The following is a 26,292-nucleotide window of genomic DNA, read 5'->3' on the forward strand; positions in this document are numbered from 1 at the left end:
CTGCCCCCCATAACAAGGATCCCAGAGGGGTGAACATAGCTACAGAGGCATAGGAAAAATCTATCCAGACAATGCATGAAAAGAGTTTTGCGCTAACTCCGCACAGTGAATAGTGTTTCGTGGTTACAATAGCGATGGCAGAACGGTGACTCTGTCCTGCCATGCAAAAGAAACGTTCTGACGCAAGAGCACATCTCCTGCGTCAGAAGAATTCTTTATTTATAGGCAATCACAAAGTTGGTGCTAGTGGTGAAATCCCCCCCGGTGACCGCAGTAGCGTCATCGGCTTTCTGCACCATCGCGGTATACGTCAGGGTATTTTTGCCGTCTGCCAGACCAGTCAGTGGCAACGCCGTACCAAAGGTAATATCGTTGATTTTGATACCCAAACCGGTCGCACTGCCATTGGTTTTCAGCAGGTTTTTACCCGCAATCTGGTTGGTGCTGTTGAAGGTAATTTCTGCCGTTTTCTTATCCATCGCGCAGTTCTCCAATTGGATATTGAAGTCCTTGGTGACGCTATTGCCTGAGTTCAACCCAGACATGGAAAGCTGACTAAAATCCACCTTGATATCCGTCCCATCCTGGCCCGCAGCCAGATCGCATGGCGAATCCCTGACTTCTCCGGTGAACGTCACGCTCCCGCTGTTACCGGTAGCAGCCTGAGCGCCGAATGAGATACCGCTCGCCAATAAAGTGGCCATGGCAATTTGCGTCAATTTCATCATTTTGTCCTTTTTTCTAACTAAAAACAGCACAGGTCGAGCCTGCGCCTCCATATTATTGGTCGTCACCGTTTTTACATGTCGTAATACATTACGCTGAGTACATAAACACATAGCTTTCGGCGACCCGATAAATATTATGTCCGATCGCAACAAACAGCAAATTAATCTGATCTTATGTCAAATGTTAGATTTTTAATCTAAAAAATGATATCAATTAACATTAAACACCAACAAAGAGTGAATAATCAACAATGAGCAGCATTTCTAACTCATTAGAAAACAACGTAAATGTTGATGAAAAATAAATTCAAAAGTCACACTTGACTAGCTATGCACACTTAACTTAGATTTCTCCTAAATTTATAAAGAAAGATTAATCTTAGTCAGAAAAATCATCTCATCAAAAACACCTAGGAAGTTGATTATAAAATGAAATACACCATAAATTTAATCATTGTGTTTGATCCGGAGCATCGAACACTCGCATTAAACAATAATAATCAGACGGCTCTTGAACTCTCAAAACCCTCTTGCCGAGTGCTTAATGAGTTTATCAAAAACAATGGAGTTAACTTATCCCGTGATTCTTTACTGAAAAATGCGTGGGAGGATTATGGTTTTCCTGCTTCCAACGCTGGCTTGAACAACTGCATCAGTGAGTTGAGAAAATCATTTGTTAGCCTGGGAATAGAAAAATCCATCATTATAACCCTACCTAAGATAGGGTTTAGAATGGAAGCAGATATTCACCCCACACCAAAACCAAAAGCCGATACCAAGATAAAGAAAGTGGAACAAGTAATGACGAAACCAGAGAAGGAGGGGGCTGTTAAAGAGGAAAAGTCCATCAGCACTCTTCCACTAGTCATGCCAGATAAATTGACCATAAAAACCATGATAATACCTACCCTGGCACTGCTGACTGCATTGGGTTTCATCGGCCTGGCTTTGCTGCTTAGGGCACCATCAACTCAGCTAAAATTAATTAGTACCTATAAACAATGTGATATTTACTCTATCAGAAAAGACCCTATTCCCGGCTCAGAGTTCAGGGCGAAAAAGATACTGGAGTCAGAAAAACTGGATTGTGACCTGGTCAGGCAAGACATTTTTTATACTGAAGAGCGCCCCGATAACGAACTATTGAAGATAACTTTTCTGGCTGCCTGTCAAAAAGACACGACTGAAGGCGATTATCAGCATTGCAAAGTATTTAAAACCATTGAGTAAAATGAAATGAAAAAAATTATTGGCGTAGCGTTACTCCTCACCGTCCTACTGATGTGCCTATGGTACTTCAACGTTCATCATCAGGGTAGAAAACCCTTCCGCTGCGACACTCAGCAAATATCGCTACAGGTGAAAGCAAAAAGTAATATTGTGCTTAAGGCAAGTGCTACCATCATTTTTTCCACATCAAAATCCGGCATGTTTTACATCACCGGCTCGATCAAAGAAAATGACACCCGCTATCTGCTGGATCGCAACATCGCCTTCTCCATCACACCATCAGAAATAAAAGGGGGTAACAATGTTCAATTCACTCATGAACAAGTCCATCCCGCCGACAATACTCCGGACGATATCTGGCGAAAATATGTCATGCCGGAAATTGAACTCGTTGATATTTATACGGAAGTAGTACCTTTATTCCACAATGCATTATTAATTAGGGGATTTAGCAATCCGTTCCTAGTCTGCATAAAGCAAGGCTAGCAGCGCATACTAACCCCGCCACTAAGCTGCTGCCATGCTTTAGTGGAAAATGGCATAGTATAAAAGTTTAATGCTATGCCATGAAAAACCACACCCTCCTAATAATCAGCCAGAAAAGATTAAATCCTCAAGATTAAAAGCCAATATATTGAGGTTAAGTGAGTTAGCTTGGAATATTAAAACCGTTTATATACCATGTTATACAGATAAGTTATCCCCTATAGCTAACGCATTGCTTTTATAGCATCCCCAGACGATCTTCGCGGCAATTGAAATAGACACAACGCTAAATGGAATTTGACCATGCAGAAAAAAATAACCATCTTATTAAACGATCACAATAGCTACTTCTTAGCAGGTCTGCAGTACGGGCTGGTTGAGTATTTTACCGAACTGCGTACCCAGGTTAATTTTTTTAGCGGCTACCCCAGCGAGAAACCAGATATCATTTTTCAGGCGCTGTACCAGGGCGAAAAAACCGACATCTGTCGGCGCTTTCCTGCTGACGCACCTCAACCGCTCTATTTTGTGATACGTGATCGAGCCGAAAGGCATTTTAATCCTCCCATCCGCTGTATCGCCAAGAGTAGTACGCTATACCGTAACCAAAGCCTCGGCGATATGCTGGGGAAAGTAAAACTGGCAATGCAGTTCAACGCTAAACCACAAGAAAAGGCGCCCCCTTGCCCTGCCTGCCATCGCCAGAGCCTGACAGAACGCGAACGCCAGGTTCTGCATTACCTGAGGCAAGGGGTCAGCCAGTCGCAAACGGCAAATATTCTGCAACTGAAAGTGAAAACCGTGCACTCACATAAACGCTCTGCGATGAAAAAACTGAACTTTACTCGCACCAGTGAATTGTTTCACTGGCTGCTGCAGGGGGGATTAACTTTAAAGCTGAACCGGTAATTTGCGCAACTGCGCTGCTAAGTGCATCTCATTGTCCGCAGGGCGATCTCTGCGCCCTGCGTTATCAACCCCTCGCTACACCTTGGGGAAAATCCACAGATGTTCAGCGGGCAGAGACAGCGTACACATCTCTTGGCCACGGACTTCTGTGCCATAGGCGCGAACCACAAAGTCCTCTGCTACCGTGCGGAACAGATATTCCCAACGGTCACCTAGATACATGCTGGTCAGCAGGGGTAACGCGATCTGATTACCTTGCGGATCTTCCCCCAAGCGTACGCGCTCAACGCGGATCACCGCCGTTGCTTCCTGCCCGGTGGTTAATCCAGCCCCGGCCTTGCCCCACAGCACCCAGTCTTTACCTTCGATCCGCGCATTGCCTTCACGGATCTCCGTCACCTTGCCAAACAGACGGTTATTGCTGCCCATAAACTCGGCGGTGAACAGCGTGGCAGGCGAACCATACATTTCCTGTGGTGTGCCCTGCTGTTCGATCTTGCCGTTATTGAGCAGCAGGATCCGATCGGAGATCGCCATCGCCTCGTTCTGGTCGTGAGTCACCATCAGCGCAGAAAGACCCAGTTTGATGATCAGCTCACGCAGGAACACCCGCGCTTCCTCGCGCAGCTTGGCGTCCAGGTTAGATAGCGGCTCATCCAGCAAGATCACCGGTGGGTTATAGACCAACGCACGGCCAATCGCCACGCGCTGTTGCTGACCACCGGAGAGTTGATGGGGATGACGCTTACCTAACTGCCCCAGGCCGAGCTGTTCGAGTACCGCTTGTACACGCTGAGTAACTTCCGCCGCAGGCGTTTTGCGTAATTTCAGCGGATAGGCCACGTTATCAAACACGGTTTTGTGGGGCCATAACGCATAGGATTGAAACACCAGGCCCAGATTGCGTTCTTCCGCCGGGATCTCGCTGCGCGCCGTGCCGTCATAGACGGTATTGTTGCCAATGACGATTTTCCCCTGGGTGGGTTTTTCCAACCCGGCCACCGCACGCAGCAAGGTGGTTTTGCCACTGCCTGACGGCCCGAGTAGTGAAACTACCTCCCCCCGTTTGAGCTGCATGGAAACGCCCTTCAATACCGGGTTATCGCCGTAGGTCAGGTGCAGGTTATCTACCGAAAGCTCAATCATGGATTTTCACTCCAAATCGCAGGGCAATCCCTAGTCCTAACACGACCAGAAGGATGTTAATAAAAGAGAGCGCGGCGACAATATCGATCGCCCCCGCCGCCCACAGGGAAACCAGCATAGAACCTATAGTTTCCGTACCCGGGGACAGCAGATAGACCCCGGTGGAATATTCACGTTCGAAGATCAGGAACATCAGCAGCCAGGAACCAATCAGGCCGTAGCGGGAGAGAGGGATCGTCACATGGCGCGTGATCTGCCCGCGAGAGGCTCCGGTGCTGCGTGCAGCCTCCTCCAACTCTGGAGCAACCTGCAACAGCGTCGATGAGATCAGCCGCAGGCCATAAGCCATCCACACCACGGTATAAGCCAGCCAGACGCTGAAGATAGTGCTACGCAGGGAACGTAGCCACACCACCAGGTTTTCACGCAACCATTCGGCGATCGGCAGCGCAGAGAGCCAACCGGCTTTTAGCGATTTATCCAGCCACATCGGCAGGAACAAGAACACCCACAGGAAGGCCAAGCCTGCCAGTAAGCCAGGCACAGCTCGCGGCACCAGTACGCTGTAATCCAGAAAACGGGTTACGCCGTCAGGTTTACGGTGCATCGCAATGCCGATAAACAGATAACACACCACCGCCAGCGCACCACCGAACACTCCGATCGCCATCGAGTTGACAATCGCCCGCAGCAAGTTAGGTTGCTGCCAAATGGTGCGGAAGGTGTTGAGTGACAGCTCATCCCAAATGGAAACCCCGACGCCCCAGTTGGAGATAAAGGCACGCAGCACCACGCCCACCAGCGGAACACCGATGGTCACGGTAAGCCACAAGACCACCACGCCACCGGCAACCCAGCGCCATTTACCCAAGGGTAATGCACGGGCCTGTGAGGCTTTGCCCTTGACCGTGACAAAGCGGTTGGCGGTACGCATCAGACGCCGTTGCAGCATAACCAATGGAATGGTAATGCAGATCAACACTACCGCCACCGCCGCCATCAGGTGGTAAGACGGCGTACCCAGCTTGTTGGTCAGTTGATACAGGTAAGTCGCCAGCACCAGGTTGCCTTCCGGATCGCCCAGCACCAGCATCAGCCCAAACACTTCCAGCCCCAGGAAGAACAGCAAGACGCTGGCGTATAGGATCGACGGGCGCACCATGGGCAAGCTGACGGCAGTCATCACCTGCAACGGAGAAGCCCCGGCGGTGCGGGCGGCCTCTTCGACATCCGAGCCGACGCTGCGCAGCGCCGATGAAATATAGAGATAAGCATGGGGAACGTGCGTCAGCCCGGCGATCACCACGATGCTGCCCATCGCATAGATATTCCAGGGCACAAAACCCAGCAAGGATTCCGCCCACAGCGAGAAGAAACCGACCGGCCCGGCGGCCACCACGTAGCCAAAACCCAACACCATCGGCGAGACGAAGATCGGCACCAGGATCAGCGGTTCAATAAAGCGGCGGCCCGGCAGATCGGTTCTCACCATTAAAAACGCCAGTACGCCGCCCAACGGAATGGAGATGACCACCAGACCAAATGCCAGAATAAACCCGCTTTTCAGCGCCTTGTAGAAATCGGGGTCGGTAAAGATAAAGCGGAAGGCCTCAAGGCTGAACACCTTGGAAGGCGAGAAAAACGGCGCGGAAAGGAAGCTTTGGATCACGATAAACGACAGTGGTACGTAGATAACCAGCGCGGTTATCAGCACCACCAAGCCGCGCGGCAGACTCTGCCACTTTTTGCGCAATGCTTTCATAGACTGTCCCGATGGTGATATCCCCTGCATCCTGAGATGCACCGGGGTAGAGTTCCCTGTTTAAGCAATACAGGCTTCATGCTGAAGGAGAACACCGCAGAGATTTTAGCTCTGTGTAGTTCCCCTCACCCTAACCCTCTCCCACAGGGAGAGGGGACCGAATGTGCCACAACTTAATCACGGCACCCGCCCCAAACATTAATCCTGTTACAGATTAACTCCGGCACCTGACCCCCAACTCCGTACCAGCTCCCACAGGGAGAGGAGACTGAATGCGCCACAACTTAATCACGGCACCCGCCCCAAGCATTAAGCCTGTTACAGATTAACTTCTGCACCTCACCCCAACTCCGTACCAGCCCCCTCTCCCTGTGGGAGAGGGTTGGGGTGAGGGGCAACAATGATTAGCATGGCCCCAATTCCACCATTACTTCGCGGCGGCGGTACGCCACTGTTTGATGTAGTCCAGGCGTTTGGCAGGTTCCAGATATTCCAGCAGGCTTTCGTCCACCGGGATCGGTTTCAACGCCTTGCCCAACATCTGCGTCATGCCATCGATGTCGTTCTTGCCTTCGATATCGTTGCGAATGGAAGGGATATCAGCCTTGTTGGCCAGGATGTTCTGCCCTTGCTCAGACAGCACGTAGTTCACCCACAGTTTGGCCGCATTGCTGTTGGCCGCTTCCTGGCTGATAAAGGTCACGCGTGACAACACCAGCGTGTAGTCTTTGGGATATGAGATACCGAGTGAAGGGTCGGTTTTGGCTCGCGCCTCGGCATAGGACCCCAGAATATTAAAACCAATCAGGTTTTCGCCTGACGAGACCCTTTCCATCATGGTGCCGGTGGAAGACTGCACGGCCAACCCGCCCTTGGCGATATCGGCCAAGGTAGCGAAGTAGTTTGGATCGGCCTTGAAGTCTTGCACCGAGAGCATGAAGCCCAGGCCCGACTTCTCGATGTCATAGGTGGTGACTTTCTTTTTGAATTTATCCGGCTGGCTGGCAATCAGTTTAGCCAGCGCAGCATGGGAATCTGGCACCTCACCCTGCGGGATCAGGCGCTTGTTGTAGATAAACACCACCGGCTCATAAGTTGTGCCATAAGCCTTATCTTTCCACACGGCCCACTTAGGCAATTGCCCCTGCTCTGGCGAGGCATATTCCAACGCATAGTCGGTGGCCAGCTTCAGCGCGGTATCCATGGAAGAACTCCACACCACGTCACCACTGGTGCCCCCAGCCGCCTGCTCGCTGATATAGCGGTTATACAGCTCGGTGCTGTTCATATCGTTGTATTCGACTTTGATACCAGGATACAGCGCTTCAAACCCCTGGATCAGTGGCCCCGCGGCTTTGGTATCCGTGGTGGAGTACACCACTACCTTGCCTTCTTTTTTCGCCGCATCGACAATCTTTTGATAATCGGCCGGGTAGCCTGCCGGGAACTGCGCGAAGGCCGGAGCAGAGATCAAGACGGCCGCCGCCATGGATACGCTAATTTTCAAAAACATATCATTAACTCCTGGTTACATTTATAAAACCAAAAATTAACATATAGCGAATAGCGATGGTTAAGCAACGCCGTTAATTCGCCATGTTGCTGTTTTGTGATGGTGGGCGATTTTTGGACAGCAACAGCCATGATTATCCAATCATTAAGGATTTCTTAATGTTGCCTGGCTGTGGATGGAGAGAGGTTGGTTGCGAGGAGTAAAAAATAAGGGGCGAATATTCGCCCCTCGCACAGTTAAAGCTCAGTCGTTATTTCAACAACGCGTTAGCCTTGGCTACCACATTGTCGACGGTGAAGCCGAACTCTTTGAACAACAGCTCTGCCGGAGCAGACTCACCGAAGGTGGTCATGCCCACGATAGCGCCGTTCAGGCCAACATATTTGTACCAGTAATCCGCGATACCCGCTTCCACTGCTACGCGAGCGGAAACTGCCGCTGGCAGCACAGATTCACGGTAGGCCGCGTCCTGTTTGTCGAAGGCGTCGGTAGACGGCATGGATACCACGCGCACTTTACGCCCTTCGGCGGTCAGCTTGTCGGCAGCTTCAACGGTGATGCCTACTTCAGAACCGGTAGCAATCAGGATCACGTCCGGAGTACCTGCGCAGTCTTTCAGCACATAACCACCGCGATAAACGTTCGCCAATTGCTCGGCGGTACGTGGCTGCTGGGTCAGGTTCTGGCGGGAGAACACCAGCGTGGTCGGGCCATCATTGCGCTCGATGCCATACTGCCAAGCGACAGCGGATTCCACTTGGTCACAAGGACGCCAGGTGCTCATATTCGGGGTCACGCGCAGGCTGGCCAATTGCTCAACCGGCTGGTGCGTCGGGCCATCTTCGCCCAGACCGATAGAGTCGTGGGTGTAGACGAACACGTTGCGGATTTTCATCAGCGCAGCCATACGCACCGCGTTACGGGCGTATTCCACGAACATCAGGAAGGTTGCAGAGTACGGCAGGAAACCACCGTGCAGTGCAATACCGTTGGTGATGGCGGTCATGCCGAATTCGCGCACGCCGTAATGGATATAGTTACCCGCCAGATCGTCACCCAGAGACTTGGAGCCAGACCACATGGTCAGGTTACTTGGTGCCAGGTCCGCAGAACCACCGAGGAATTCAGGCAGCAGTTTGCCGAAGGCTTCCAGTGAGTTCTGTGATGCCTTACGGCTGGCGATGTTGGCTGGGTTAGCCTGCAACTGCTCAACGAATTTCTTCGCTTCCGCTTTCCAGTTGGCTGGCAGTTCACCGCTGGTGCGGCGTTTGAACTCTGCGGCCAGTTCCGGGAAGGCTTTGGTGTAAGCGGCCAGTTTCTCGTTCCAGGCGGCTTCTTTAGCTTTACCAGCTTCTTTGGCATCCCACTGGGCATAAATGTCCTGCGGGATTTCGAAGGCAGCGTATTTCCAGCCCAGAGCTTCACGGGTAGCCGCAACTTCGGCTGCGCCCAGTGGAGCACCGTGGGAATCATGGGTGCCCGCTTTGTGTGGTGAACCGAAGCCAATCACGGTTTTGCACATCAGCAGGGAAGGTTTGTCGGTGACCTTATGGGCTTCTTCGATCGCGGCTTTGATAGAGTCGCTGTTGTGGCCGTCAACGCCACGCACCACGTGCCAGCCATAGGCTTCGAAACGCTTGGCGGTATCGTCGGTGAACCAGCCTTCTACGTGGCCGTCGATGGAGATACCGTTGTCATCATAGAACGCAGTCAATTTGCCCAGCTTCATGGTACCAGCCAGGGAACAGACTTCGTGAGAGATGCCTTCCATCATGCAGCCATCGCCCATGAAGGCGTAGGTGTGGTGGTCAACAATGTCGTGGCCCGGGCGGTTGAACTGCGCGGCCAGCGTACGTTCGGCAATGGCGAAACCGATCGCGTTGGCGATCCCCTGGCCCAGCGGACCGGTGGTGGTTTCTACGCCTGGGGTATAACCATATTCTGGGTGACCCGGAGTTTTGGAATGCAGTTGGCGGAAGTTTTCCAGCTCGCTCATCGGCAGATCGTAGCCGGTGAGGTGCAACAGGCTGTAAATCAGCATTGAGCCATGGCCGTTAGACAACACGAAACGGTCGCGGTCAGCCCAGTGCGGGTTAGTCGGGTTGTGGTTCAGGTAGTCACGCCACAGGACTTCGGCGATATCTGCCATGCCCATAGGGGCACCCGGGTGGCCGGAATTGGCTTTTTGTACGGCATCCATGCTAAGTGCGCGAATGGCGTTGGCAAGCTCTTTACGAGAGGACATGTTTTACTCCAGGTCGGATTAAAAAAGCGATCAAGATTTCTATTTTCTCAGACTCGGCATTGAAACAGCAATCCCTAATACCGAATGAGAGCGAGTTCATCACTAATGCGCACGTTCGGAACACATTTCGGAATATAGCTATTTCGACCAAGCCTGCCGTACACTAGGCTATGCGCAGAATAATGGCAGCAGATCCCCCCTTAACTATCACAGGACGATAGAACGATGAAAATCCGTACTTCTTTGATTGCACTGAGCATTACTGCTTTATTGAGCGGCTGTCAAAACCTTAATACCGATACCCTACTACAATCCGGCGCCCAGGCCTACCAGGCGGCGACGCTGAGCGATAGCGACGTCAAGGCACTCAGTGATAAATCCTGCGCAGAGATGGATAGCCAGGAGCAAATTGCGCCAGCAAGCAGCGACTATACCAAGCGCCTGAACAAGATTGCCGCAGCGTTGGGGGATAACATCAACGGTACCCCTGCAAACTACAAGGTTTACGTGACCAAAGACGTCAATGCCTGGGCGATGGCTAACGGCTGTATCCGCGTCTACAGCGGCCTGATGGACATGATGGATGATAACGAAGTCGAAGGCGTACTGGGCCATGAAATGGGCCACGTTGCGCTGGGCCACACTCGTAAAGCCATGCAGGTCGCTTATGGGACAGTGGCATTACGTACCGCAGCATCTTCAGCTGGCGGCGTAGCAGCCTCACTGTCTCAGTCGCAGTTGGCCGATCTGGGCGAAAAACTGGTCAATGCCCAGTTCTCACAGAAACAGGAAAGCGATGCGGATGATTACTCGTTCGATCTGCTGAAAAAACGCGGCATCAATCCTGCAGGCCTGGCCACCAGTTTCGATAAACTGGCGAAATTAGACGGTGGTCATGAAAGCAGCATGTTTGACAGCCACCCAACTTCCGAAGCCCGTGCCAAGCACATTCGCGATCGCATCGCCGCCGGCAAGTAACGCTATGTTCCCTCTCTTGGGAGTACGTATCTAGAGAGGGAACCGAGCAAGCAATCAGTACAGCTTCTGCGGTGGGCCAGCGAAGGTCAACGGCCCAACGCTTTTCATATCAACCTCTACCACCGATGGCCCAGGGTAATTAATCGCCTCCGCCAGCACGCCACCAAACTGCGCGGCATCGCTCACTTTCCAGGCTTTCAGCCCCATAGCTTCCGCTACCTGGCAGAACGCCGGAGTATGCAGTTCGTTATAATACTGGCGTCCAGAGAAATACTTGTCCTGAATGCCACGCATCACGCCATAGCCGCCGTCGTTCATGATCAGCAAAGTGATATTGGCCTGTTCCTGCGCCATGGTTGCCAGTTCCCCCAGGCCCAGCGCCAAACCGCCGTCCCCGACCAAGCCAACCACCTTACGCTGCGGGTTGGCAATGGCCGTGCCGATCGCCATCGGTAACCCCATGCCGATCGCTCCGGCCAGTGAGTGAATATTGCATAAAGGCGAGATGGCCCGGAACAGACGGCTACCCCACACGCTGCCAGAAACGGTGATATCACGTACCAGCAGGCCATCCTGCGGCAGCGCGGCGGCGATGGCATCATTCAATTTGGCGTACTCACCAGACTGCTGGCGCAGCGCCGTTTCGGCCAACTCAACCGCACGGCCAATCTCGGCATCCCACTCGGCATTCACCTTCTCACCGGGGGCCAGGCGTGCTGCCAGCGCACTCAGCAAGGCGGAACAGTCGCCATAAACCTGCTCATCCGCCAGATAATTGCGGTTGGCCGCTGCCGGATCGATATCAATCTGTACCAACGGGCGAGGTAGTGGCAGTGACCAGGTACGAGTTTCGTTACTCCGCAGGCGGGAACCGGCCACCAGCGTCAAATCACACTGCGTCAGGATCGCCTCTACGCTTGGCGAGTTGTGGAAGGCCCGCAGGCTGCGCGGATGGCTATCCGGTAAAATCCCACGCCCATGGGTGCTGGAGATCACGACCACACCGGCATCCGCCAACTGTTTCACCGCCTCACGACAGGCCAGCGCACCACCACCGACCCACAGCAATGGACGCTTGGCACGCTTCACCTGTTGGTAAAGACGTTCAACCGCAGCTTCGTCCGCAGCAGGCAGAGCAGGAGGCAGCACCACCTTCCCTACCAGGCTGGCGGGAACCAGGCTGTTCTGAATATCGATCGGGATCTCGACCGCCACCGGGCCACAAGGCACGGTCTGCGCATCCAGAATGGCGCGCTGGATCACCGCGACCGCCTGCTCCGGCGAGTTCACCCGATAAGCCTGTTTAGAACAGGCGCGCAGGAAGCCCAGTTGATCCTTGGTTTCATGGATAAACCCGGCATCCGCATCCAGATAGGCTTTCTCTACCTGACCGGTGATATGCAACAGCGGCGTATTGGCATTCAGCGCTTCAATCATCGCACCGACGGCGTTACCGGCTCCGGCACCGGTACTGGTCAGCGCCACCCCCAAGCCAGAAAAGCGCCCATGGGCATCGGCCATAGTTACAGCACCTGCCTCACCGCGCGCCGGAACAAAACGGATCGCGCCACGCTGCCCAACGGCATCGGCAATCGGCAGATTATGGATCGAGATGATGCCGTACATTGCCGCCACCTCGTACTGTTCCAACGTTCGGGCTATCGCCTCACCAACCGTAATTTTTTCGCTCATCTTCTGCCTTCTTATTATCTATGGGTTTCTGACCGCAGCTTAATTGCTCCAGCTGTTAGGTTGGTTGTTAAGGGAGAGATACAAACTCTTTTGCTGCATATAGGCCTGGATGCCATGCAGGCCCTTTTCGCGCCCCAGGCCGCTTTGTTTAAAGCCACCAAACGGTGTGGAAATCGAGAATGTCTTGTAGGTATTGATCCAGACGGTGCCGGTTTCCAGCTGTTCCGCCAGCGCCATCGAACGAGCAAAATCACGGCTCCAGATCCCGGCAGCCAGGCCATAGATCGAGTCGTTGGCCTGTTCGATCAACTGCTGTTCATCGTCAAACGGCAACACCACCAGCACCGGGCCAAAGATCTCTTCCTGGCAAGTGCGGGCACTGTTGCTCAGCCCTTCAATAATGGTCGGCAGGTAATAGCTACCCTGAACCAACTGCGGATCGGCAGGGGCTTCACCGCCAATGAGCACCCGGCCCCCTTCCTGCTGAGCCAAGGCCACGTAGTCCGCCACGCTCTGGCGATGCTTGTGGCTGATCAGCGGGCCGAGGTGGACACCGGCTTGCAGCGGGTTACCAATACGCAGCCCGGCGGTCAGCTCGCATAAACGGGCCAACAGCGGCTGATACAGCGAACGGTGCACAAACAGCCGTGAACCGGCGATACATGCCTGCCCGGCCGAGCTGAAAATGCCGTAGCAGATACCACGAGCAGCCTGTTCCAGATCCGCATCTTCCAGCACGATGGTGGGCGACTTGCCCCCCAACTCTAACGAGGTAGGGATCAGTTTTTCTGCGGCAATATGCGCCAAATGACGGCCCGTGGAAGTCCCTCCGGTGAAGGAGATCTTTTTCACCAACGGATGGCGAGCCAAGGCTTCACCAATCACCGAGCCCTTGCCCGGCAATACGCTGAGCAATCCGGCAGGCAAGCCTGCCTGTTCAAACAGTTCGGCCAGCTTCAGCGCCATTAACGGCGTGGCTTCTGCCGGTTTCAGTACCACCGCATTCCCTGCCGCCAGCGCCGGAGCCACCTTCTGCATTTCACTGGCAATCGGTGAGTTCCACGGCGTGATCGCCGCTATCACGCCCAGCGGCTGATACTGGCTCAGCGTCATCGCGTCACGGTTACGTTGGGTGGGAAGTTCGCCCTCCAGCACCTCACAGGCAGCAGCAAAATAGCGAGCCGTAGCCGCCGCACTCATCACCAGACCGCGGGTCTCCGCTAGCGGTTTGCCATTGTCACGGGTTTGCAGCTGCGCCAATTCCTCTACTTGTTCAGTAATCAAATCGCTGACGCGATGCAGGATCGCCGCGCGCTGATGCGGCACCAGTCCACGCCAGCTCGGCTCGCGCCAGGCTTTTTCTGCCGCCGCAACGGCCTCATTCACATCCTCGACGTTGGCCGCTCGCAGGCGAGCATTCACGCTGCCATCAGCCGGGAAAACCGAACTCATTTCTTCGCCGCGCCCTTCGCACCAGCGGCCGGCAAGAAAAATCTTTAACGTTTCCATGCTTTGCTCCTGCCATTCAGGCAATAAAACCGCCGTCTACCAGACTGCGGCAGGCTTGTACCGCACTCAGCGCCGCCAGCGTTGACGTTTTCGGGTTGCTGGCCAGCGGGTTGCCGCACAGCTCAATCTGGAACTCGCCAAACTGGCCACACACCTGTAAGCGGTGAGTATTACGTTGAGTATGAGGATCTACCTGTAAGCGTACCCGCGTGGCATCCATCCCCAAGCCATGCAGCGCAATAGTGGCCGCTACGTTGGCGTTGGCTGGGAACATGCTTGCGGCTTCCCGGGCTGACCCTTCAAAGAACACCTGCGCTTCGCTGACGGCATCCAGATTAATCAGTTTTTCCGCCGGGCTGCCGCGCCAACTGGCCGGGCTTTTGCTGGACTGATAGGTCACACTGTCCAACCCGCCTTCCCGCGCCGAAGCCAAGCCATCCATACCCGCCACCGCACCAGACAGCACAATCAGCCGCCCGTGGTAGCGTGTGCAGGCCTGCTGCAAACGCAGTTGCAATGCAGCATCTGCCAGAGCGCCAGTAGAGATCACCGCCAGCCGCCAGCCACGTTTAACGATGGCCTCACCAAACTCGGCGACCGCCTGCTGGCTGGCACACTCCAGCACCAAATCAGGTTGCTCGGTACACTGGTCAGGATGGGTCAGCGCCTGCACCTGTCCGGCAAACGCAGCGTCGATCTCGGCATGATGCGTTTCCCGTGCCACGATCCAACCAACGGCTACACCTTCCGGCAGGCGCGCCAGCACCTCTTTTGCCATCGCGCCATAGCCAATCATCATGATCTTCTTCATCTTTTCAGTCCCGTCAGAGATGGCGATTGAAACCGCCGGAAACGTCCAGCGCCGCGCCGGTGGTAAAGGAGGCCATGGGGGAGGCTAAAAACAGCAGCGCCCGTGCCGGTTCCTGCGGTTTGCCCAAACGCCCCATAGGGATGCCACGCCGCTCGGCAATCGCTGCCGTCCACTGTTCCCAGCTTTGTTGTTGATCCTGGCGCTCGGCGAAACGCCGCCGCCATTGGCCCGACTCCACCATGCCCAGCAGGATGGAATTGACGCGAACCCCTTTGCTCACCAGCTCTTTGGATAAGGTCAGTGTCATATTGAGCAACGCGGCACGGGCCGCCGAGGTGGCAATCATGTGCTCTTCCGGCTGCAGGGCCAGCAATGAGTTAACGCAGGTAATGGAGGCGATATCTGAACGCTCCAGCGCCGGTAAAAAGGCCTGCACCGGGTTGATCACCCCGAACAGTTTCAGCTCCGCTTCATGCAACCAGGCTTCACGTGGTGTCTGATCGAAATGCGCCACAAACCCCTGCCCGGCGTTGTTGATCAACATATCCACTGCGCCAAAATGCGTGCTGACCTGCTCGGCAAACTTGGCAACCTGCTCGGCGTCGAGCACATCGCAGCGTAACGCCAGGATCTCCGCCTGCGGGAACTCTTCACGCAGGCTGGCCTCGGCGCTGGCCAGTTTGTCCTGATTGCGGCCACAGAAAGCGACTTTCGCCCCTTCGGCCAGCAACAGACGCAGCGTTTCAAAACCGATCCCCGAGGATCCTCCGGTGACCACCGCCACTCGCCGTTCAATCTGAAAATTCATGGTTGGATTGCCCCCGTAAAGTCCTGCAAATAGCGGTTAAACAGCGCTGGCGCATCGAGATAGCTGGCATGCCCCGCCACATCAATCAGGCGCATTGTCGCATCCTGCTGTTGCGCCAACGTTGCGGCCCCCTGCGGTGGAGTGATGCGATCGACACTGCCACACCACACCTGTAACGGGCCGCGATAGCGCAGCAGGTAACGGTTGATATCGTCATTGGCCAGCATCCAGGCGGCACTGAGAAAACCGGCTGGATCAAGTTGCTGCATGCCGCTACGTACCCAGGCAATATCCTGCGGATCCGCATCTTCACGCAGCAGTGCCGCCGCACGCTGTTCGCCGTAGCCCTGTGGGCCAAGCGTTTCGATCATCTGTTTGCGTTGGCCATACACCTGCTGGCGTTTTTCCAGCGGCGCAGTGGCATAGCCCTGAGCCGGATCGGCAAGTACCAGTCCACTCAGCCCATCCGGATTGGCAGCGGCAAAGGCACTGCCGATCAACGCACCGAGCGAATGTCCAACGATCAGCGGCTGTTGTAATTCCAACTCGGCGATCAACGCCGCCAGCGCGTTGGCATAAGCGGCAGCATCTGGCTCTGTCTGTGCCAACGCGGCGCTACCGCCATAACCCGGAGCATCCCAGGCAATCAGGCGGTGTCCGTCGGTCAGGGCGCGATCGCTGAACTGCTTCACCCACGAAGCAGAACCGGAACTGATGCCATGCAGCAGCACTACTGCCCGACCATGCCCGGCTTCGCGCCAACTTAGCCGCTGGCCTCCACAATCCGCCTGCTGGCGTTCCGGTAAGCCGTTCATCAGTTACGCTTCACTTTCGACAACGGGTGATCGGCCGGGTAAGTCGGAGTTTCCGGCTTGGAAGTACCGAGCATCACGCACATCAGCGCTTCTTCTTCGCCGTGATTGAACAGGCCGCGATAAATCCCTGCCGGAACAGAAATCAGATCGCGCTCTTTCAGGATGGTTTCGTAATACTCTTCACCGTCCTGGATCATCAGCGTGATCTTGCCTTTGAGCATAAAGAACACTTCTTCAACGTCGTCATGCAGGTGCAATGGCCCCTCACATTTCGACGGCAGCACCATGGTGGAGAAGGTAAAGTTCCCCGCCGGAATGGTGTTGGTGTCGCTGACGACGCCGGTGGCACCGGTGCCGATATAGCGCATCTGCGCACGGCGGTACTTCGGATCGTAATCGGCCTGGAACTTCAGTGCATTCCAGTCATATTTACGGCCTTCAAAACGGGCGATACGCGATTCCACCCAGTTTTCCATCGTCAGATCCTGCGGCTTGATGCCGGCTTTATTCTCAACCTGGGACATGTTGTCTCTCCTTCGTTGCATCAATACTTATTCAGTAACGGCAGCAGAATGGCGCAGCCGACAAAGGCCATCACCACCAGGAACAGCAAACCGTTATCCATATTGCCGGTGGCGGCGATCAGTGCCCCCATCAGCACCGGTGCCAATGCACCGGCAAAATTACCCAATCCGTTAAATACCCCGCCAGCGGTGGCGCTCACCCGGCTGCTGGTGGCCTTGGCCAACAGCGCGAAGATGTTTGGCGCACCGGCTCCCCACATAAAGGTGCTGAAGGACATGGCGGCGATCACGCTGTAGGTGCCCTGCATATACAGAACGACACCCAAACCGATCCCGGCACCGCACAGCGAGATGAAACAGGCCAACGCGCGGCGATCCATCTTGTCCGACAGCCAGGCCCCCACCACCTCGCCAAGCAACATGGCAATAAACGGCAGTGACGACAGGTATCCGGCGTGCTCCAGATGAATGCCTTTGCCTTCGATCAGATAGCTCGGCAGCCAGCCGTTCATGCCCCACAGGTAGGTAAGAAATGCGATGTTAAACAGGCAAATCATCCAAAAATGTGGGGTGCTGAACAGTTCACGGCGCAGCTGTTTACGCTCGGCAACGGCCGGTTTACTGGTGGTGCTGGCTGCCGGGCGCGCCACGTTCAGGTGACGCATGCCAAACAGCACCAGCAACATCACCGGCACGGTCAGAAACGCCATAAAGAAGAAGGTGGTTTCCCAGTTAAAGCGGCTGAGAATGAACAGCGTGACCGGAAAGCCCAGCGCCGCCCCAATCGGGGTCCCCAGCAGCCACAGCATGGTGGCACGCGCCTGGAGACGTTGCGGAAAAGCCTGGCGCACGATGGCATAGGCCATTGGCAACAGCGGCCCTTCGGCGATGCCCAGCAGGATACGTAGCGTCATCATGGTGTGATAAGAGCGCGTCATCCCCATCAGCACCATCAGCACGCCCCAGGTCACCATCATGCCAATCAGCACTTTGACCGGATTGAGCCGATCGCCAATGCCGCTCAACAGCATTGAAGAGAAGCCGTAGGAGAATAAAAAGGCGCTCATCAGCAGCCCGAGCCGGGTGGGATCAAAGCCGATGCCCATCGCCTGCTGAAACTCGTGGTCAGAAAACAGCGCGGCAATGCTGATCTTGTCGAAAAACGCCAACAGCACACAGGCAAACAGGGCTGCCGGCACCGACCAACGCACGCTGGTTGGTGAATTTTCGGCAACAGCATCCCCCACCCGACCGCTGCGGGCGTCGATATCTTGCGTAGTCATAAAACGCTCCCTTTGGGTCGGGCGTTATTTCAACGCCATCAGAGAAAATTCCACATCCGCCAGTTGCTGCGGATCCAGTACCCGGCCGCTGGCCAGCCAGCGTTTACCCAGCTTGATGGTGCGCGCGTCGTTAAACGCCACCAGTTGCACCAGTTGCCGATCGGCATTCAGGGTGAAGAACAGTTGTGACTGCGGCGTGCGGCGCACTATCTGGTGAACGCCGCCGGTAGGGACGCCCAGGATTTGGATATTGGCGTCGTATTGATCCGACCACAGCCAGGCAACATCATCGTAAGGGGCGGCAAACGCATCCAACATCGCGCAAGCGGTGCTGATCGCCTGATTCTGTGCGTAGGCCCAGGATTGGAGACACAGGCCTAGGGTCGGATGGCGCGCAACATCGCCTGCGGCAAAAATGGCCGGGTGGCTGGTACGCCCTTGCCCATCGACGACGATCCCGCCTTCAAGCTTCAGCCCGGCGCTGTGGGCCAGTTCCAGATTCAGCTCAACGCCGATGCCGACAACCACCAGGTCGAAGGGCTGCGCGGCACTGCTGGCGCTGCCAATCCAGGCTTCACCCTCGCGATCTTCAAGCGTGATCTCGCCGCAGTCGCAATGCACGGTGACGCCTTGCTGTTGATGCAGTTCCAACAACGCCTGGGAAACGCCAGCCCCTACGCTACGCATACACAGCGCGGGTTGGCGCTCAAACACCGTCACGTCAACACCCAGCTTGCGGGCCGAGGCGGCAATCTCCAGCCCGATCCAGCCACCACCCACAATCGCCAGCTTTTGGCATTGCTGTAGGCCCTGGCGCAGGCGTGCCGCATCATCCCAGGAACGTAGGGTCATTACTCGCGGGTGTTTGGCCCAGTTGGCATCCGGCAGGCGTGGTCGGCCACCGGTGGCGATCAGCAGTTGATCGAACTGCAACTGGCTGCCGTCGCTGAGCGTGACGATTTGCTGCTGTCCGTCGATGGCTTCGGCACGAAGTGGGCGGTACCAGTCGATATTCATCCCGGCGACCACCTCTTCACTGAACAGGCGGCTGAGTGGTGCACTGCCATCCAACAGCGCCGCCTTGGAGAGCGGTGGACGTTCGTAAAAATCATAAGGCTCGTCACTGATCACCGACAACCTGCCGCTATAACCGCGATCGCGCAGCGTTTTCGCAGCCCAACCACCGGCCTGACCGCCGCCGATAATGACAATGCCTGCACGGGTTGGTTGGCTCATACCGCCCCCGGCTTCTTATGTTGGCGGCGGGTATCGTGATCGATCCCGCCTTCGACCGCCCATTCGGTAAACGACACCAGCGAATGCTCAAGCTCACGCGGCTGCCAGTTTTCCGTCAGGTAGTCATCATTGGTGTAATACTCAAAGGCACCGCCGGTCGGGCTGTTGACGTACCAAAAATAGGCCGAGGAGATCGGGTGGCGGCCTGGGCCAATAAAGGTGCTCCACTGTTCTTTATTCATCGCGATGCCACCGCCGATCACTTCATGGATATCGCGTACGGTGAAAGCGACGTGATTCAGGCCCCGTGGGCGGTTAGGTAGTTTCAGCAGGAACAGGTTGTGATGGCCACCCCGAGCCTGGGTGCGCAGGAAGACGGCGCGATCGATATAGCGATCGGAAACCTGGAAGCCGAGCAGATCGCAGTAGAAGCGTTCGGTAGCAGCCAAATCCTCAACGAAGAATACTACGTGGCCGATATTGACCGGCTCGGCTTTGGCATAAACCGGGCTAGGCTGGTCGATGCGGCGTACATCGCCCCATTGGTTGATAGGCGAAACGGGCAGTTCCACCGGTTGCTGCGCCGTAACGGCAAAACGCAGCGTCATACCGTTGGGATCGCGACATTCCAGTTCTTCGCCAACGTGGCGAAAGCCTGGCATCTGCGCCAACAGGGGTTGCAACGCAGCCAGCGCGGCAGGGCTTTCAACCGCCCAGGTCATGCGGCGCAAGGTGGAACCTGCCTCAAACGCGGCCGGTAAGAGCTCGCTGTCTTGCGGATACAGCACCACGCTAGCCCCGCTCAACGTGGTAAATTCACGGCGCGGTTCGCCCCAATGCTGTAGCGTCGGTTGCAGACCGAAGTCCTGCATGAATTTTTCGCACGTTGGCAGATCTTCGACGCCAAATTCCAGCTTTTCGATTCCGGTTATGCTCATTATTGTGCCTCACGTTCTCGCTGAATGCGTTTTTCAGGCATGATCGACCCCGGCCCATGAAGCTCATGAGTCTTATCCCTGCCTGAGTGATTGGTAGTGGGCGAATAGCTTCGCCCAGACAACATAGTTAGCCGACGTTAGCCTGCGGTGGCGCGCCCAGCAGGCCGGAAATTTTCACCGCAGCGTCCCGGACTTCCATGCGCAACCGCTCGCGATCCGCCTTCGGGATCTCATCGGACGGCACCATAATGCTGACCACCGCTTCCACCCGCTGTTCGCGGTTAAAGATCGGATAGACGATCGAGGAAATGCCATGGCGGAAGAAGGATTCGCCAATCACATAGCCACGAGCCTTATCCTGCTGCACCATCTGCCACAGCGCTTCGCGATTGGCCGGTGTCCCCGGAGCCGCATCGGGCAAGGCTTCATGCGGGAACAGGCGTTCAAACTCTTCCCGGCTGGTGCTGGTCAGCAGCATACGGCCAAGAGAGGTGCGGTGCGCTGGTAAACGGGTACCGACGCTTACCTGGTTGATCTGCGAGCCAGCCGCACTGACGCGGGCGATATAGATCACGTCATGCCCATCGCGGATCGCCAGATGGCTGCTGCATTGGCTGCGATCGCGCAGTTGCTCAATCACCGGTTGGCCAGCCTGGGCCACGTCCAGCGAGGCGATATACTCAAAGCCCAGACGCAGCACTTTGATCCCCAACGCAAAGGTATTGGTGCGTGGATTGCGCTCCAAAAAGCCCAGATGCTCCAGCGTTTGCACCACGCGGTAGGCGGTTGCCTTTGGCATATCGACCAGGCGATGTAATTCTGCAAAGGTCATTTCCTTATGCTGCTCGCCGAAGGCCAGCAACAGTTGTAACCCGCGATCCAGCCCCGGGATCAGATATTTACACGCTTGGTCGTCTGCCATGTGCTGCTCCTAAATGTTTGCCTGTCCGTCAGGCGGTCAGTTAAACACGAAACCACCGTTGACCGGTATCAGTTGACCGGTGACAAAATCCGCCAGCGGCGACAGCAGATAGAGCACGCTACCGGTCACATCGTCCGGATGCTGTGCGCCTGCCAGTGCCCGGCCTTGCTCGTAAAGCTGATGCCGTTCGGCAGGGACATACTCAGTGGCTTCAACGCGCGTCAAGCCCGGTGCTATGGCGTTGACGCAGATGCCCTGTGGCCCCAGCTCACGTGCCATGGAGCGGGTCATCGAGATGATCGCCCCTTTGCTCGCCACATAGGCCATCAGTTTCGGCGCGCCCCACAAGGCGGTATCCGAGGCAACATTGACGATTTTGGCGTGCGGCGTTTGGGCTAATAATGGCACCGCAGCCTGACTCACCAACCAGGTCCCTCGTACGTTGACCTGCATGACCTTGTCCCACAGCTCAATGTCGTATTCCATCATGGTTTTGCCACCGACACCGGTTGCCATCGCGGCGTTGTTCACCAGCCCGTCGATCGCGCCGCCCTGGGCTATCGCACTGAACGCCGCAATGATGGATTGCGGTGAAGCCAGATCGATAACCTGAGCTTCTACCTGTGCCCCCTGTTCACGCAGGCTGGCGGCGCTGTCCTGCAACTCTTCCGCCAGGATATCGCACATCACCACGCTGGCCCCGGCCTGAGCCACCGCAGCGGCAAAGCTGCGCCCCAGCCCACGTGCCGCTCCGGTGACTACGATACGTTTTCCTGCCAGCAAGCCGCTCACTGTGCCGCCTCCAGCTCGCTGAGCGTTGCCAGCTGCTTTTGTGCCTCTTTCTGCATCATACGGCGCAGGCGGGAGAGGCCTACATCGTGCTGATACAGGTATTCACGACCGCGCGCGTTCGGTGCCATGTTCTCCAGCACGATGCGATCCTGCTCCAGTACGTCCCAGTGCAGTTCTTCCAGACGGTTGCGATACATAAAGCGCCATGCGTCACGCTGCCAGTCTTTCACTTTGCGGATACGCCAGAAGAATACCCGGCAGTGATCTTTATCTTCCGGCACCACCATGCCGATGATCCAGAAGTGGCCGCCTGGCCCAAAACGCTTTTTGTAAGGGATCGACAGGCGCATCCAATAGGCGCCGCTGCTGCCAAATTCTACCCAGTCAAAGTTCACGCCAATCTGGCCGTTCTTCTTAAAGATGAAACCGCTGTCGGTAGGTTCCAGCGCCATATCGGCCTTGCGATCTCCTTCCGCCATCGAATGCGATGAGGAGTGCAGGTAGGTGCCATGCATCGGATCCATCACGTTTTCCAATGCGTATTGATAGTTGCAGTCCCAGCTGGCGGTACACAGGAAGTTGCTGTAGTTGGCCTCATCCGCCAGTTCCTGCGGGAAGGTCAGTTCGGCAGGCTGTTCGTCGGCAGTGACGCCGAAATACAGGAACACCGCACCGTAAGCCTCTTTTGCCGGGTAGGATTTCAGGCATTTCTGCCCCACCAGCGGGCAACGGTCCACCGCTGGCACATCTTTAACCTCACCATCGCCCCCCACTTCAACGCCGTGATACCAGCAGGCAATGCGATCGCCAAGGTTCCAGCCCATCGACAGGCGAGCGCCACGATGCGGACAACGATCTTCCAGTGCGTGGATCGCCCCTTGTTTATCGCGCCACACCACGATCTGTTGTTCAAGACGGGTGATGCCCACCGGGTTGTTACCCACTTCCCAACTGGCCAATACCGGGTACCACATACCACGCAGGCCCTGATCCAGATAGTCTTGTACCGTCTGCGCGGAGGATGTTGTGTTTGCTGTCATTGTCCTTCTCCCTGTGCGGCTCAGAAACCGTTGACGTGTAGGAATTCGCGGAACGTGGCTTCATTCCATGGCTGACCACTGCGATCGAACAGGCGACGCTGATTGAGAGCGCTGACAATCTGCTCCAGCTCCTCAGCCCCTTGCTCGAAGATCTCTTCCAGCGCGGCCACCAACGAGGTTTCAAACCCGTCTGGTACACGTGCCCGGGTTTGCCAGATCACATTCTGAAACTGGCCGGGTTGGTGGATTTGGCCGTTGCCGCCCTCACGCGCCGGGATCACCTGTTGGGTATCCGGCAGCCAAGGGTTGAAATCGGTAATGTGCTGCATGCTTATTCCTCCGCGATAAAGGTGATTTGGATTTGATTGTCGATCACCCGGGTAGGGTAGGTTTGCAGATCACGGCCACCGGGTTCGCGCAGGCATTGGCCGCTACGCACATCGAACACCGCTTCGTGCAGTGGACACTCCACTTTTCCGTCATCGACAAACCCTTGGCTGAGCAAGGCATAGGCATGCGGGCAAACGTCTTCCAGCGCGTAATATTGACCGTCGATCAAATAGACGCCGACCTCTTTTCCCTCAATATTGGCGGAGAAAGGAAAATCTTCTTTAACTTGAGACACTTCGCACACGTTCTTCCAGCTCATTGCTTCTGTCCTCTATCTGATTGTTTCATATATGAAACTCAGTTTCTTATTTAATACAGTCACTATAGGTATGGCGAATCTTTCGTCAAGCCAGCAAAGGGAAGAATGTTAATGATTGGTTATTTTAAAGTTACAACTGCGGAGTGGATCACGAAAAAATGCACCGGGGGTGAAAACAAGATAAAAGGGCCGGGCGCAGCATGCAGCGCCCCTACGGTTGGACATGTTCGCCCCTACAAGAAAAAAGCCCCAGTCATGATGACTGAGGCCGTTTAATCAGCAGTGATTTGTGGGGGCGCCGCATGCTGCGCCCGTTTCAGCGCCCTTTCTTTTTGCGCCCAGGCTGAGCAAAACGCTTACGCGCCGGTGCTTGACTGCCCGCTTTATCCGCGGCTTTCTGCCCGCTGCTCGCCGGTTTTTTCACCGCTGGCTTGGGCTTGGCCGCTTTCTTCGCGGGTTTGGCCTCGGAGGACGAGTCCTCAATCAACTTAAACAGCTCAACCAGCTCGTCGTCCGTCAAATCGCGCCACTCCCCTAACGGCAGCCCAGACAGGCCCACGTTCATGATGCGGGTGCGTTCCAGCTTGGTTACTTCATAACCGAAATGCTCACACATACGGCGGATCTGGCGGTTAAGCCCCTGTACCAGCACGATACGGAACACAAAGGGAGCTTCTTTCTTCACCTTGCATTTCTTGGTCACCGTGCCCAGCATCGGCACTCCGGCACCCAAACCACGAATAAAATCGTCGGTCACCGGTTTGTTAACCGTGACCAGATATTCCTTCTCGTGGTCGTTACCGGCACGCAGGATCTTGTTCACCAGATCGCCGTGGTTGGTAAGGAAGATCAGCCCCTGCGAGTCTTTATCCAACCGCCCGATCGGGAAGACACGGGTACTGTGGTTGACGAAATCGACAATATTGTCTTTTTCACCGTCTTCGGTGGTGCTGACGATACCCACCGGCTTGTTCAGCGCAATAAAAATCAGGTTGTCTTCGTTACGGGGTTCAATAAGCTGCCCGTTAACCTTGACCACATCGCCAGCGAATACCCGATCGCCGAGCGCTACGCGCTTACCGTTGATAAAAACATTGCCCTGTTCGATGTAACGATCGGCATCGCGACGCGAGCAGATGCCGCTCTCGCTAATATATTTGTTGAGGCGTATAGATGGTTTAGTCAGCACGGTTCCTCCGTAAACGCGAAATACACTTTATCTTCACGGCAATATTTTCATGATGGGTTGACGGGTAAGGGCCGCTGCCAAGCGGGCGCAGCATGCAGCGCCCCTACGGTCGACTATGTACGACCCCTACCCATTCAGCAAACTGATTTAGCCCTGCTTTTTGGCAGCTTGCAGATACAACATTTCCAGACCCAAGGTCGCCGCAGCCAGTGCGGTGATCTCTGACTGGTCGTAAGCCGGAGCTACTTCTACCACATCCATGCCGACAATGTTCAGCGACTGCATACCACGCACCAGTTTCAGGGCGCGATCGGAGGTCAGGCCGCCGATCACCGGGGTGCCGGTGCCAGGTGCGAAAGCCGGATCCAGGCAGTCGATATCGAAGGTCAGATAAACCGGCATATCGCCAACGATCTGTTTGATCTGCGCCAGCAGATCGTCCACGCCACGATCGTTAACCTGCGCAGCATCCAGTACGGTGAAGCCGTTGTCACGATCGAACTCGGTACGGATACCGATTTGCACGGAGTGATTGGGATCGATCAGACCTTCGTTCGGCGCATGGAAGAACATGGTGCCGTGGTCAAACTTGCTGCCGTTGGCATAGGTGTCGGTATGGGCATCGAAATGCACCAGCGCCATTTTGCCAAAATGCTTGGCATGCGCGCGCAGCAACGGCAGCGTCACGAAGTGGTCACCACCGAAAGAGAGCATGCGTTTGCCAGCTGCCAGCAGTTTTTCTGCGTGCGCCTGCAGCTTGTCGCTCATATCCTGGGCATCACCAAAGTTGAATACCACGTCACCACAATCGACCACGTTCAGACGATCGCGCAGATCAAAGTTCCACGGCCAGCGCGCCCCTTCCCATGCCAGATTGGTAGAAACCTGGCGGATCGCCGCAGGGCCATGACGCCCACCGGCGCGGCCGGAGGTAGCCATATCAAAAGGAACACCGGTGATCACCCACTCTGCATCGCTATCGTAAGGCATAAAGTTCAGCGGAAAGCGCAGGAAACCAAAGACGTTGGACACTAAGGAATTATCGGGCTGATGGCCTAAGGTACTCATATTTACCCTCATTTTTCAA

At 55.4% G+C, this 26,292-nt stretch carries 25 protein-coding genes; 4 read left to right on the top strand and 21 right to left on the bottom strand.

Translation table 11 applies throughout. The features are described from left to right. Positions 1-215 precede the first annotated feature (215 nt). Positions 216-728: a fimbrial protein gene (locus ACMV5I_RS07915; protein ID WP_414824073.1), complete on the bottom strand. Its 513-nt coding sequence runs from the start codon at positions 726-728 to the stop codon at positions 216-218. 429 nt (positions 729-1,157) lie between these two features. Between ACMV5I_RS07915 and ACMV5I_RS07920 the strand changes: the two genes are divergently transcribed. From ACMV5I_RS07920 to ACMV5I_RS07930, 3 genes are all read left to right on the top strand, one after another. Beyond that, the gene (locus ACMV5I_RS07920) at positions 1,158-1,958 is read left to right on the top strand and encodes a winged helix-turn-helix domain-containing protein (RefSeq protein WP_414824074.1); all 801 of its coding nucleotides are present in this window, start codon (positions 1,158-1,160) and stop codon (positions 1,956-1,958) included. 6 nt (positions 1,959-1,964) lie between these two features. Beyond that, complete coding sequence (locus ACMV5I_RS07925) at positions 1,965-2,444, top strand: hypothetical protein (RefSeq protein ID WP_414824075.1); 480 nt, start codon at positions 1,965-1,967, stop codon at positions 2,442-2,444. A 303-nt stretch (positions 2,445-2,747) separates the two neighbouring features. Further along, positions 2,748-3,353 carry a response regulator transcription factor gene (locus ACMV5I_RS07930; RefSeq protein WP_414824121.1) on the top strand — a complete coding sequence of 202 codons (606 nt, stop codon included), beginning with the start codon at positions 2,748-2,750 and terminating at the stop codon, positions 3,351-3,353. A 75-nt stretch (positions 3,354-3,428) separates the two neighbouring features. Here the strand turns inward: ACMV5I_RS07930 and ACMV5I_RS07935 are convergent, their stop codons facing one another. The 4 genes from ACMV5I_RS07935 to tkt all read right to left on the bottom strand — a co-directional run bounded on the left by ACMV5I_RS07935 (position 3,429) and on the right by tkt (position 10,019). Beyond that, on the bottom strand, positions 3,429-4,499 hold the full coding sequence (locus tag ACMV5I_RS07935; protein WP_024485669.1) for an ABC transporter ATP-binding protein: 1,071 nt from the start codon (positions 4,497-4,499) through the stop codon (positions 3,429-3,431). Next, positions 4,492-6,261 carry an ABC transporter permease gene (locus tag ACMV5I_RS07940; RefSeq protein ID WP_414824076.1) on the bottom strand — a complete coding sequence of 590 codons (1,770 nt, stop codon included), beginning with the start codon at positions 6,259-6,261 and terminating at the stop codon, positions 4,492-4,494. The genes ACMV5I_RS07935 and ACMV5I_RS07940 overlap by 8 nt, the downstream gene beginning before the upstream one ends. Before the next feature lie 427 nt (positions 6,262-6,688). Next, a complete protein-coding gene (locus ACMV5I_RS07945) occupies positions 6,689-7,774 on the bottom strand; it encodes an ABC transporter substrate-binding protein (protein WP_414824077.1) in 1,086 nt (361 codons plus the stop codon). A gap of 250 nt (positions 7,775-8,024) precedes the next feature. Continuing rightward, positions 8,025-10,019 (bottom strand): transketolase, encoded by a 1,995-nt coding sequence (gene tkt, locus ACMV5I_RS07950; protein ID WP_024484383.1) that lies wholly within the window; start codon positions 10,017-10,019, stop codon positions 8,025-8,027. A 225-nt stretch (positions 10,020-10,244) separates the two neighbouring features. On the opposite strand from tkt, the gene ACMV5I_RS07955 reads away from it, so the two are divergent. Further along, positions 10,245-10,997, top strand: a complete 753-nt coding sequence (locus tag ACMV5I_RS07955) for a M48 family metallopeptidase (protein WP_414824078.1) — start codon at positions 10,245-10,247, stop codon at positions 10,995-10,997. Between the two features lie 54 nt (positions 10,998-11,051). Here ACMV5I_RS07955 and ACMV5I_RS07960 read toward each other — a convergent pair whose 3' ends face one another. From ACMV5I_RS07960 to speB, 16 genes are all read right to left on the bottom strand, one after another. Then, complete coding sequence (locus ACMV5I_RS07960) at positions 11,052-12,689, bottom strand: thiamine pyrophosphate-binding protein (RefSeq protein WP_021179772.1); 1,638 nt, start codon at positions 12,687-12,689, stop codon at positions 11,052-11,054. Between the two features lie 39 nt (positions 12,690-12,728). Next, entirely contained in the window at positions 12,729-14,198 is a 1,470-nt protein-coding gene (locus ACMV5I_RS07965) for an aldehyde dehydrogenase (RefSeq protein ID WP_414824079.1), read from the bottom strand. A gap of 16 nt (positions 14,199-14,214) precedes the next feature. Then, positions 14,215-15,009, bottom strand: coding sequence for an aspartate dehydrogenase (locus ACMV5I_RS07970; RefSeq protein ID WP_024484380.1), 795 nt, complete (start codon positions 15,007-15,009; stop codon positions 14,215-14,217). A 13-nt stretch (positions 15,010-15,022) separates the two neighbouring features. Beyond that, positions 15,023-15,817 carry an SDR family oxidoreductase gene (locus tag ACMV5I_RS07975; RefSeq protein ID WP_141132920.1) on the bottom strand — a complete coding sequence of 265 codons (795 nt, stop codon included), beginning with the start codon at positions 15,815-15,817 and terminating at the stop codon, positions 15,023-15,025. Continuing rightward, on the bottom strand, positions 15,814-16,632 hold the full coding sequence (locus tag ACMV5I_RS07980; protein WP_414824080.1) for an alpha/beta fold hydrolase: 819 nt from the start codon (positions 16,630-16,632) through the stop codon (positions 15,814-15,816). Before ACMV5I_RS07980 ends, ACMV5I_RS07975 begins: the two co-directional genes overlap by 4 nt. Further along, entirely contained in the window at positions 16,632-17,156 is a 525-nt protein-coding gene (locus ACMV5I_RS07985) for a cupin domain-containing protein (protein WP_121607775.1), read from the bottom strand. The genes ACMV5I_RS07980 and ACMV5I_RS07985 overlap by 1 nt, the downstream gene beginning before the upstream one ends. A gap of 20 nt (positions 17,157-17,176) precedes the next feature. After that, positions 17,177-18,439, bottom strand: coding sequence for an MFS transporter (locus tag ACMV5I_RS07990; RefSeq protein ID WP_021806229.1), 1,263 nt, complete (start codon positions 18,437-18,439; stop codon positions 17,177-17,179). A 24-nt stretch (positions 18,440-18,463) separates the two neighbouring features. Continuing rightward, on the bottom strand, positions 18,464-19,675 hold the full coding sequence (locus ACMV5I_RS07995; protein WP_202727637.1) for an NAD(P)/FAD-dependent oxidoreductase: 1,212 nt from the start codon (positions 19,673-19,675) through the stop codon (positions 18,464-18,466). Then, positions 19,672-20,613 carry a VOC family protein gene (locus tag ACMV5I_RS08000; RefSeq protein WP_414824081.1) on the bottom strand — a complete coding sequence of 314 codons (942 nt, stop codon included), beginning with the start codon at positions 20,611-20,613 and terminating at the stop codon, positions 19,672-19,674. Before ACMV5I_RS08000 ends, ACMV5I_RS07995 begins: the two co-directional genes overlap by 4 nt. 127 nt (positions 20,614-20,740) lie before the next feature. After that, entirely contained in the window at positions 20,741-21,535 is a 795-nt protein-coding gene (locus ACMV5I_RS08005) for an IclR family transcriptional regulator (RefSeq protein WP_024484373.1), read from the bottom strand. 36 nt (positions 21,536-21,571) lie between these two features. Continuing rightward, positions 21,572-22,327 carry an SDR family oxidoreductase gene (locus ACMV5I_RS08010; protein ID WP_414824082.1) on the bottom strand — a complete coding sequence of 252 codons (756 nt, stop codon included), beginning with the start codon at positions 22,325-22,327 and terminating at the stop codon, positions 21,572-21,574. Next, on the bottom strand, positions 22,324-23,367 hold the full coding sequence (locus ACMV5I_RS08015; RefSeq protein ID WP_414824083.1) for a Rieske 2Fe-2S domain-containing protein: 1,044 nt from the start codon (positions 23,365-23,367) through the stop codon (positions 22,324-22,326). Before ACMV5I_RS08015 ends, ACMV5I_RS08010 begins: the two co-directional genes overlap by 4 nt. Before the next feature lie 20 nt (positions 23,368-23,387). Next, positions 23,388-23,696: a recombinase-like helix-turn-helix domain-containing protein gene (locus ACMV5I_RS08020; protein WP_024484370.1), complete on the bottom strand. Its 309-nt coding sequence runs from the start codon at positions 23,694-23,696 to the stop codon at positions 23,388-23,390. A 2-nt stretch (positions 23,697-23,698) separates the two neighbouring features. Beyond that, positions 23,699-24,016, bottom strand: a complete 318-nt coding sequence (locus ACMV5I_RS08025; RefSeq protein WP_021179759.1) for a Rieske (2Fe-2S) protein — start codon at positions 24,014-24,016, stop codon at positions 23,699-23,701. Positions 24,017-24,332: 316 nt separating this feature from the next. Beyond that, the gene (rluF, locus tag ACMV5I_RS08030; RefSeq protein WP_202672149.1) at positions 24,333-25,205 is read right to left on the bottom strand and encodes a 23S rRNA pseudouridine(2604) synthase RluF; all 873 of its coding nucleotides are present in this window, start codon (positions 25,203-25,205) and stop codon (positions 24,333-24,335) included. Positions 25,206-25,352: 147 nt separating this feature from the next. Further along, complete coding sequence (gene speB / locus ACMV5I_RS08035; protein WP_414824084.1) at positions 25,353-26,273, bottom strand: agmatinase; 921 nt, start codon at positions 26,271-26,273, stop codon at positions 25,353-25,355. Between the last annotated feature and the right edge of the window lie 19 nt (positions 26,274-26,292).

It is taken from the genome of Serratia sp. T13T92 (assembly GCF_047530105.1).
GTDB classification, from domain to species: domain Bacteria; phylum Pseudomonadota; class Gammaproteobacteria; order Enterobacterales; family Enterobacteriaceae; genus Chania; species Chania fonticola.